The 6,592-nt window shown below is 72.5% G+C and carries 7 protein-coding genes; 5 read left to right on the top strand and 2 right to left on the bottom strand.

Going from position 1 to position 6,592, the window contains the following annotated elements:
• The 5 genes from Q0195_RS04040 to recQ all read left to right on the top strand — a co-directional run.
• Positions 1–783: sugar ABC transporter permease (locus tag Q0195_RS04040; protein ID WP_299274899.1), on the top strand; the 783-nt coding region annotated here is incomplete at its 5' end.
• Positions 783–1,613 carry a carbohydrate ABC transporter permease gene (locus Q0195_RS04035; protein ID WP_299274896.1) on the top strand — a complete coding sequence of 277 codons (831 nt, stop codon included), beginning with the start codon at positions 783–785 and terminating at the stop codon, positions 1,611–1,613. The genes Q0195_RS04040 and Q0195_RS04035, both read left to right, overlap by 1 nt.
• Positions 1,610–2,302: a GntR family transcriptional regulator gene (locus tag Q0195_RS04030; RefSeq protein ID WP_299274892.1), complete on the top strand. Its 693-nt coding sequence runs from the start codon at positions 1,610–1,612 to the stop codon at positions 2,300–2,302. Before Q0195_RS04035 ends, Q0195_RS04030 begins: the two co-directional genes overlap by 4 nt.
• A gap of 44 nt (positions 2,303–2,346) precedes the next feature.
• Positions 2,347–3,504 (top strand): mandelate racemase/muconate lactonizing enzyme family protein, encoded by a 1,158-nt coding sequence (locus Q0195_RS04025; RefSeq protein WP_299274889.1) that lies wholly within the window; start codon positions 2,347–2,349, stop codon positions 3,502–3,504.
• Positions 3,505–3,706: 202 nt separating this feature from the next.
• Positions 3,707–5,545: a DNA helicase RecQ gene (recQ, locus tag Q0195_RS04020; RefSeq protein WP_299274902.1), complete on the top strand. Its 1,839-nt coding sequence runs from the start codon at positions 3,707–3,709 to the stop codon at positions 5,543–5,545.
• Positions 5,546–5,608: 63 nt separating this feature from the next.
• On the opposite strand, the gene Q0195_RS04015 is transcribed toward recQ, so the two are convergent.
• Together Q0195_RS04015 and Q0195_RS04010 are read right to left on the bottom strand one after the other, a co-directional pair.
• Positions 5,609–6,127 (bottom strand): CAP domain-containing protein, encoded by a 519-nt coding sequence (locus Q0195_RS04015; protein ID WP_299274887.1) that lies wholly within the window; start codon positions 6,125–6,127, stop codon positions 5,609–5,611.
• Between the two features lie 140 nt (positions 6,128–6,267).
• Positions 6,268–6,592 (bottom strand): helix-turn-helix domain-containing protein (locus Q0195_RS04010; RefSeq protein WP_299274885.1); only part of this gene is annotated, 325 nt, incomplete at its 5' end.

Below are 6,592 nucleotides of genomic sequence, written 5' to 3'. Positions count from 1 at the left end.
AGCTTCACCCGGACCTCGCTGCTCAACCCCGGCCGCAACGAGTGGGTCGGGCTCGACAACTACGCGGCGATCTTCGACGACCCGCAGTTCCTGCGGACGCTGACGACGACGCTCATCTACGTCGTCGTCTGCGTCGTCGGCGCCGTCGGGGCGGGTCTCGGGTGCGCGCTCCTGCTCAACTCCAGCTTCCGCGGCCGCGGCGTCGCCCGGGCCCTGCTCACCGTGCCATGGGCGGCCCCCGGCGTCGCCGTCGCGCTCATCGCCACGTGGATGCTCAACCCGCAGTACGGCGTGGTCAACCGGGTGCTCTCCGCCGTCGGCCTGGCCGTGCCCGACGGCCAGATCCTCACGAACCCCGACCTCGCGCTCCCCGCGATCCTGCTCACCACGCTGTGGCAGCTCTTCCCCTTCCCGGCGATCGTGCTGCTCGCCGCGCTCCAGGCCGTCCCGCGGGAGCTGGTGGAGGCGGCCTCGGTGGACGGGGCGAGCCGGTGGTGGGCCTTCCGGGTCGTGACCTGGCCGACCATCCGGCCCACGGTCGCGCTCCTCGCCCTGCTCATGGGCATCTGGTCGATTCGCCGGTTCGAGCTCATCTGGCTGATGACCCGCGGGGGACCGGAAGGAGCGACGAGGACGATCGTCATCGACCTCTACTCGCGCGCCTTCGAGGCCCAGGACCTCGGCATGGCGGCGGCGATCGGCATGGTGGGGGTCTGCATCTCCCTCGTGCTCGTCGCGACGAACCTCGTCCTGGCCCGACGCGCTGACAGGGAGGCCATCTGATGAAGCCGACACGGTTCGCGATGAACGCCCGCATCCTCGGCGTGCTCATCGCGCTGGGCATCGCGGTGTTCCCGCTCTACTGGATGTTCACCACCGCGCTCACCTCGCAGGGTGAGCTGTTCGGCGACTCCGTCCGGCTCGTCCCCGACCTGTCCCGGATCGGGGTCTTCGGCGAGGCGCTGTCCGGTGACGCCGCGACGACCTGGCTCACCAACAGCTTCCTCATCTCGGCGGGCACGACCATCGTCGCGGTCCTCCTCGCCGTGCCGCTGGGCTACGCGCTGTCCCGGTTCACCTTCCGCGGACGGCTGCTCGTCGCGCTCGGGCTGCTCATGACCCAGATGCTGCCCGAGGCACTGCTCGTCGTCCCGCTCTTCTCGATCTTCCAGGACTTCGGGCTGCTCAACTCCCGGATCGGGCTGGTGCTGGCGAACTCCGCCTTCGTGATGCCGATCTGTGCGCTTATCCTCAAGGGGGCTATCGACGGGATACCGCGGGAGATCGAGGAGGCGGCACGAGTGGACGGATGTCGCCCACTGACGATCCTCACGAGGATCAACCTCCCGCTCATCCTGCCGTCGCTCTCGGCGGCGGCGGTCATCTCGTTCTTCCACGCGTGGAACGAGTACGTCTTCGCGGTGACCTTCACCTTCGACCTGGCCAAGCGCCCGGCGTCGGTGGGGCTGGCCGGGTTCATCGGTGAGCTGGGCACCCCGCTGCCCACGATCATGGCCGTGGCCTTCATGTTCACCCTGCCGGCGGTGGCGTTCTACCTCTTCGCCCAGCGGTACGTCGTCGCCGGGATGACGGCAGGAGCGGTCAAGGGATGACGCCGCACCGGCCGGCTCCGCCGCAGCTGCTCACGCGCCGCGCGCTGGCGGACCAGGTCTACGACCGGCTCATCGCCGACCTCGTCGACGGGCGGATCGAGCCCGACTCCGCGATCAGCATCGACGGCCTCGCCCGCAGCCTCGGGGTGTCGCAGACCCCGATCCGGGAGGCGCTGGGCCGGCTGGAGGCCACCGGCCTGGTGACCCGGTTGCCGTTCAAGGGCTACCGGGCCGCGCCGCCGCTGAGCCTGGAGGACCTGCGCCAGCTCTCGGAGGCACGCCGTGTCATCGAGCCGGCCAACGCCCGGCTCGCCGCGGCCGCGGCCACCGCGGAGCTGTGCGAGGCGCTCGAGGGCGACGTCGCCGACCTGGAACGGGCCCCGCGCGGACCGTCGTTCGCCGACTTCCGGGAGTACTGGGAGGCCGACGAACGGTTCCACCGGCGCATCGCCGAGCACACCGGGAACACCTACCTGTACCGGGCGTACCGCGCCCTGGGGGGCCAGCTGCAGCGCTACCGGCTCTTCAAGGGGCGCGGGGTCACCGACTTCGCCCCGACACTGCACGAGCACCAGCGGATCCTCGACGCGATCCGCCGGGGCGACGCCGACGAGGCGGCCGAGGCGATGGCGACCCACATCGCCAACGTGTGGGAGCGCTCGGTGGAGGACAGCAAGAACGTCAGCTAGCGCTTCCGCGTGCGACGCAGCACGGGAGCGGTGGAGGGGGGACCGTGAGGATCACGAAGGTCGTGCCGTGGCTCGTGCGCGCGCCCGGGACCTACTGGGGGGAGTTCTTCTTCGTCGAGGTGCGGACCGACGAGGGCGTGAGCGGGTGGGGTGAGGTCACCACGACCACCCCCAGCGCGAACCGCGCGGTCGCGCACATGGTGCGGCAGGTCGACGACCTCGTCGCCGGGGCGGACCCGGCCCGCATCGAGGACCTCTGGCACACGGTCTTCCGGGCGTTCACCTACATGGGCAGCCGTGGGGCGGCGTGCCAGGTGGTGAGCGCGATCGACATCGCGCTGTGGGACATCCGCGGGAAGGTGCTCGGCGTCCCGGTCCACGACCTGCTCGGGGGACGCGTGCGGGAGGACCTGCTCATCTACACCCACCCCGACGAGCGGCACTTCTCGGCGGAGGAGGACGTCGTGCGGCAGGTGCGCGAGATCGTCGAGTCGGGCCACACGGCGCTGAAGTTCGACCCCTTCCCCAGCGGCTCGGGTCCCTCCCAGCCCGACGACCGCTACCTCGACGGGCAGCTCACCCGGGCGAACGAGCGCGCGGCCGCCCGCGTGGCCGCCCTCGTGCGGGAGACCGCCGGCCCCGACGTCGAGGTGCTCATCGACGCGCACGGCCGGTTCGACGTCCCCACCGCGGTGCGCCTGGCCCGCACGCTCCAGGACGCCGCCGACATCGACTGGTTCGAGGAGCCCGTCCCGCCGGAGAGCTACCGGGCCCTGGAGCAGGTGCGGGACCAGGTCACGGTGCCCATCGCCGTCGGGGAGCGCCTGCACACCCGGTGGTCCTTCGTCGAGGTCTTCGAGCGGCGCCTGGCCGACTTCGTCATGCCGGACGTCACGTGGGCCGGCGGGATCAGCGAGCTGAAGAAGATCGCGACGATGGCCGAGGCCTACTACCTGCCGGTGAGCCCGCACGACGCCGCGGGGCCGGTCAACCTCGTCGCGGGCGGCCACGTCATGGTCACGACGCCGAACTTCTACCGCATCGAGACCAGCCGGTACGAGCTGTCGGCCTACAACCAGGTGCTGCAGGAGCCGCTCGACAACTCCGGTGGCCGCCTGCGGCTGCCCGCCGGGCCGGGGCTCGGGCTCCGCTTCGACCTGGACGTCATGCGGGGCAACGTCCTCGACGGCTTCGGCGGCTGAGCGCGCCGGTGGAGGTCGGCGCAGCCCGGTGCCGGTGGACGGCCGCGGGTGCGTCGGCCCGCCGTCGTACCCTGGCCGGGTGGCAGACACGTGGGACGGGCCGGAGCCCGGGTGGGACGAGCCGCCGCCGGAGGCGCTGAGCGAGTGGGACCTGCACGACCCCGAGGTGAGCGCCGCCTTCGCGGCCGGCCCGGCGGCGGCGGTGGCACCGCTGCGGACGGCGCGTGCCGCGGCGTCGCAGGCCTCCTCCCCGCTCGAGGCGCTCACCCGGGTGTGGGGCTACGACGCCTTCCGCGGGCAGCAGGCGGAGATCATCGAGACGGTCACCCGCGGTGAGGACGCCCTCGTCCTCATGCCCACCGGCGGCGGCAAGAGCCTGTGCTACCAGATCCCGGCGCTGGTCCGGGAGGGCACCGGCATCGTCATCAGCCCGCTCATCGCGCTCATGCACGACCAGGTCGACGCGCTGGAGCAGCTCGGGGTGCGGGCCGCCTACCTCAACTCCACGCAGTCCTTCGAGGAGCGCCGCGACGTGGAGCGCCGGCTGCTCAACGGCGAGCTCGACCTGCTCTACCTGGCCCCCGAGCGCCTGCCGGTGGCCACCGAGCTGCTCGACCACGTGCCCATCTCGCTCTTCGCCATCGACGAGGCGCACTGCGTGGCGCAGTGGGGCCACGACTTCCGGCCCGACTACCTGGGCCTGACGGTGCTGCACGCGCGCTGGCCCGACGTCCCGCGCATCGCGCTCACCGCCACGGCCACCCAGGAGACCCGCCGGGAGATCATCGACAACCTCCGGCTGGAGGATGCGCAGGTCTTCGTCTCGAGCTTCGACCGGCCGAACATCCAGTACCGCATCGAGCCCAAGCAGGAGCCCCGCCGCCAGCTGCTCCGCCTCATCCGGGAGGAGCACCCCGGTGAGGCGGGCATCGTCTACTGCCTGTCCCGCGCGTCGGTGGAGAAGACGGCCGAGTGGCTCACCACCCAGGGGGTCACCGCGCTGCCGTACCACGCCGGGCTGCCCGCCGAGGTCCGCGCGGCGCACCAGGCCCGGTTCCTCCGCGAGGAGGGCGTGGTCATGGTCGCGACCATCGCCTTCGGGATGGGAATCGACAAGCCGGACGTGCGCTTCGTCGCCCACCTCGACCTGCCGAAGAGCATCGAGGGCTACTACCAGGAGACCGGCCGGGCCGGGCGCGACGGCCTGCCCTCGACGGCGTGGCTCGCCTACGGGCTGCAGGACGTGGTGCAGCAGCGGCGGATGATCGACGACGGCGAGGGGGACTGGCAGCGCAAGCGCGCCCAGACCCTCCACCTGGACGCGATGCTCGCGCTGTGCGAGACGGTGCACTGCCGCCGCCAGCAGCTGCTGCGCTACTTCGGGGAGGAGAGCGGGCCCTGCGGGAACTGCGACACCTGCCTCAACCCGCCCGAGGCTTTCGACGGCACCGTCCCGGCGCAGAAGCTCATGTCGACGATCGTGCGGCTGGAGCGCGAGCGCGGGCAGCGGTACGGCGCGGGGCACCTCGTGGACATCCTCCTCGGCAAGGAGACCGAGCGGACGGTGCGGCTCCGGCACACCGAGCTGACCACCTTCGGCATCGGCACCGAGCTGAGCGAGCCGGAGTGGCGCGGCGTGGTGCGTCAGCTGCTCGCCCAGGGGCTGCTCGCCGTCACCGGGGAGTACGGGGTGCTCACGCTCACCGACGCCGCGGCCGAGGTGCTGCGCGGGGAGCGGCAGGTGCGGCTGCGCCGCGAGCCGGAGCGGGTGCGCACGCCGCGGCGGGCGAAGTCCAAGGCGGCCCCGCTCGACCTCGACGAGCCGCAGCAGGAGCTGTTCCAGCGGCTGCGGGCCTGGCGCTCCACGGTGGCCAAGGAGCAGGGAGTGCCGGCCTACGTCGTCTTCACCGACGCGACGCTGGCCGCGATCGCCCAGACCCGCCCGCAGGACCGCTCCGAGCTCAGCGGCATCTCCGGCGTCGGGGCGGCCAAGCTCGAGCGCTACGGCGAGGCCGTGCTCGCCGTCGTCGCGGACCAGTGACGGCGGACGCCCGCGGCGCTGGTGCACCGCGGGCGTCCGGAGCCCACGAGGTGGGCGGGCGGCTCAGTAGGCCGCGAAGTTCTGCGTGCCGTAGGGGGCGCCGCCGTCGTCGTAGGCGATGCCGATCCCGATGTGGGTGTAGTCGGGGTTGAACATGTTGGCGTAGTGGCCGGGGGAGTCGTACCAGCCCTGGTACATCTCCTCGGGCGTGGGGTAGCCGTAGGCGACGTTCTCCCCGCCCAGCGTGGGGCTGCCGGGGTACTGGTCGAAGAAGTCGAGGTTGTGGTACATCCGCCCCTCGTCTGCCTGCCGGTCCGACCACGCCTGGGCGACGTCGTCGAGGCCGTCGTGGCGCTCGAGCGGCCGCAGGCCCTTGTCCTCACGGTCGTCGTTGAGCAGCTCGAGGATGCGGTCCTCGAAGGTGGCGGCGCTGGTCTCGACCTGCTGCTGCGCGGCCGGGGCGGTCTCGGCGGCGGAGACCGGGGCGGCGGTGAGGCCGACGGCGAGCAGAGCGGCAGCGGCGAGGGAGGCGGTGGTGCGGGCCAGACGGGCGGTGAGGCGGGTGCGAACCTGCAAAAGCATTGTGCTTCCGAGTCGGTGCGTTCGTCTTCGAGTGTGGGGGAAGTGGGCGGGGCGGTGGAAGAGGGTGTGAGGCATCCCTCCATCGGTCCGCCTCAGCTTCCGGCGCGGCCGGCCGAGCGTCTGCCGCGCGACGGCGGGCCTCAGGCCACCGGGTCGGCCGCGGTGAGCGAGCGGGCGTGGGTGTGCCGCATCACCCGCGGACTCACCCCGTAGCGGGCGACGAAGGCCTGGCGCAGGCTCTCCGCCGAGGCGAAGCCGCAGCGGCGGGCGATCTGGGCCATGGTGAGGTCGCTGGAGGCGGCGAGGCGGGCGGCGAGCTCGAGCCGGATGCGGCGCACCGCGGCGGCGGGCGGGCCGTGCAGGTGCTGCCGGAACAGCCGGGTGAGCTGGCGAGGGCTGACCCCGGCGACCTCGGCGAGCGTGGTGGTGCGCAGGTCGCCGTCGGGATGGGCGACGCCGTGGTCC

Origin of the sequence: uncultured Georgenia sp., from assembly GCF_937958535.1 — a bacterium.
Classification (GTDB): Bacteria; Actinomycetota; Actinomycetes; order Actinomycetales; family Actinomycetaceae; genus Oceanitalea.
This window is presented reverse-complemented; position numbering and strand designations above follow the sequence as displayed.